The organism is Photobacterium aquae (assembly GCF_001029445.1).
Taxonomy (GTDB): Bacteria; Pseudomonadota; Gammaproteobacteria; order Enterobacterales; family Vibrionaceae; genus Photobacterium; species Photobacterium aquae.
Genome location: NZ_LDOT01000073.1, coordinates 1 through 2456, shown reverse-complemented (window position 1 = coordinate 2456; position 2456 = coordinate 1). Strand labels below are relative to the sequence as shown.

Here is a 2456-nt window from a genome sequence, read left to right as displayed (position 1 = left end):
GCCAACTGGCTGCGGGCGGCGGTGTTCAACATGCCGTCAGCACCAAAGCCATAGCGGATAAAGTCGAGGCTGAACCAACCGTCATTTTGTTCTTTCTTGGATTGCGCCAAGTCGAAGGCGTTGTCTGTCTTGGTGACGTTCAATTCTTCGTAGTTGTCACGCAGGACACGGACGCGACCGATGGAATCGTCAAGGAAGTGAATGCGCTTGAGGTTGAGTGCCGGGCTACGCTCGGCAAAGTCGAATGGTGTGCGGCCTGTTGCCGAGGCAAACCAAGTCAGCTCATAAAGACGCGGCATGTAATAACGCGTTGCCTGTGACGGCAGCACATGGGCACGGGCGCGAATGGTCGGCATCGCGGTGCCCGATGGTTTGGATTTCAGGGTGATATACACAAACCAAATTTCACCGCCCAAGGTGACAAGGTCGGTTTGGCGCACGCCAATTTTGGTGCGCAGCGTGGCATCACCAAACGAGATCACATAGCGACCCGGCTGGGCGTAGTTCTTGCGGTGGGCTTGCAGCTTGACCAGTGTCTCGCCAGACACGTTGAACTTGGCCGAACCGTTTAGCGATACTTCGACGCGCTCAATATCACTCGGATCGGTAATGTCAGTAACCAGCTCGATGCTGTGATAAGTGGGACCTGCAACAAGGCGAAGCGAGGCGCGCTGGCCCCAGCCAACACCCTCAACCGGATCAAGTTCTTTCGGACGCGGCGCGAACGGGGTTTGAATCAGTTCCATGTCGCCCCCTTACCCGATTGCGTCTTCAACGGCATCAACGTTGTTCGATGCCCAGACCACAGCACCCGCAACCAGCAAGGCAATGACGCCCGTGATCACATAGCCTTTCGTTTTTGCACTCATAGTGTTTGCTCTCTGTTGGTTTACTAAAAGACCCCAACAGCAAACCAAGGGATTTGGTTACAAGGCAAACGAAAAAAAGCCCGCTAAACCTATAGGCTTGCGGGCTTTTGGAAATGTGATTCAATTAAAATTAACTGTAAACACCCCAATCTCGTTTAATCAGCCAGTTTGGCGGCCATGAAACAAATTCTGCAGGATTAAAATCCATATCTAGAAACTCGATATTTACAATTTGAGCCGGAAGTAATGATAAAACATGGTTAGCCTTATCACTTTCATAATCCCAAAGATGATAGCGATCATCTTTATTTTTCGCTCTGCGGCTAGGTCCAAAATCCATCGGAGCACAAAGGCGAGTTAGTGTGCAATTATCTTCTTTAGAAACAAAAGTAAGTCTCACTTTTGTTTTATTTTCAATGGCTTTTATAAATTCAGCTCTTGGCATTCACTTATCCTCTTATGCAATTGCACGCCCATTGTAGTCATACAAAGAAGATAAATTTGTGCCAAAACTCAAATATTTCACTATGGTATTACTACCATTTAATTATACCGTCTCGCCACTCCTTCCCATCCTGCAAGATATACTCGAGCTTTTTCAGTTTCGTGATTGCCTCAGCGGAGATCCCGGTCTTTTGCTGTAGGTAACGGGCACTGTCATCGGCCTTTTGCATCATGACGCAAGCGAATTGGCAGTTATCAATGATGGTTTTCGACACCTCCTGCCCACGCTGGAACATGTTGATGCAGTGCAAACCGAACTTACGCCCTAGCCTCAAGATTTTACCGTGATACCCGGTGGCCTTTCCGGCTGTGCTGGTATGCTCGGCCACTTCCTCGCACACCACTTTGAGCGGTTTGGGGTGTTTGCCGTTACCGCATCCCCAAACGACCATGCAAAACTTGTCGAAGTCGGCTTCGGTGGTTTCGTGTTGTGGCGCATAGGCAATCTTGAATCCCTGCTTGGTTTTGCGTCCGGCGATCAAGGCTTGGGCAAAGTCTTTCAGTTTGGTATAGCTGCGAACCTTGCGCCCGGCCAGCTCGCCCTCATAATCCCCAAGCGGATCAAAAATGGCGACTTGGTCGGTCGGTTTGATAAACAGCTTTTTGGCTGCGGAGGTTTTCCCGCAGCCAGACATACCAACCACATAGACATGATGATTACTCAGCGCGTTGTTTTGGTTGATAGGTTGTAGTTTCACGCAGCCACCTCGGCATTATCGCGGTTGGTGGTTTCGCGCTCTTTGGCCTGCTGGGCAATGTCTTCGGCCTTGAGCTGTTTCACCTGCATGAAACTCGATAGCCCCAACATCCCGATGGCAAACACGGCCATGATTTCATCCATGTACTTGGCCAACCACGGCGGCGGGTTCGCACCGTATTTGACGATCAGCGGTGCGACTTTGGTGGCAACGGCTTCGCACTGCTCCGGGTCAAACTTGAAACGCGGGTGCAACATGGTTTTCATGGTCTGTTCAATAGTCATCAGGCCAACACAAACAATCCCGGCGGCGGCTTCGGTTTCGAGTGCCTGCTCTTTGGCTTCGGTTTGGCTTAATTCCGGATTAAAATCATCATCCAGACTAT

4 protein-coding genes are annotated in these 2456 nt (G+C 50.3%); all 4 read right to left on the bottom strand.

Translation table 11 applies throughout. The annotated features are described in order from the left end of the window. On the bottom strand, positions 1-746 hold a 746-nt coding region (locus tag ABT56_RS22750; RefSeq protein ID WP_047881195.1), incomplete at its 3' end, for a major capsid protein P2. A 253-nt stretch (positions 747-999) separates the two neighbouring features. Further along, positions 1000-1314: a hypothetical protein gene (locus ABT56_RS22745; RefSeq protein WP_047881204.1), complete on the bottom strand. Its 315-nt coding sequence runs from the start codon at positions 1312-1314 to the stop codon at positions 1000-1002. 91 nt (positions 1315-1405) lie between these two features. Then, on the bottom strand, positions 1406-2008 hold the full coding sequence (locus ABT56_RS22740) for an ATP-binding protein (protein WP_047881205.1): 603 nt from the start codon (positions 2006-2008) through the stop codon (positions 1406-1408). A gap of 59 nt (positions 2009-2067) precedes the next feature. Beyond that, positions 2068-2456, bottom strand: a 389-nt coding sequence (locus ABT56_RS24345) for a hypothetical protein (RefSeq protein WP_047881203.1), incomplete at its 5' end; no start/stop codon positions are given.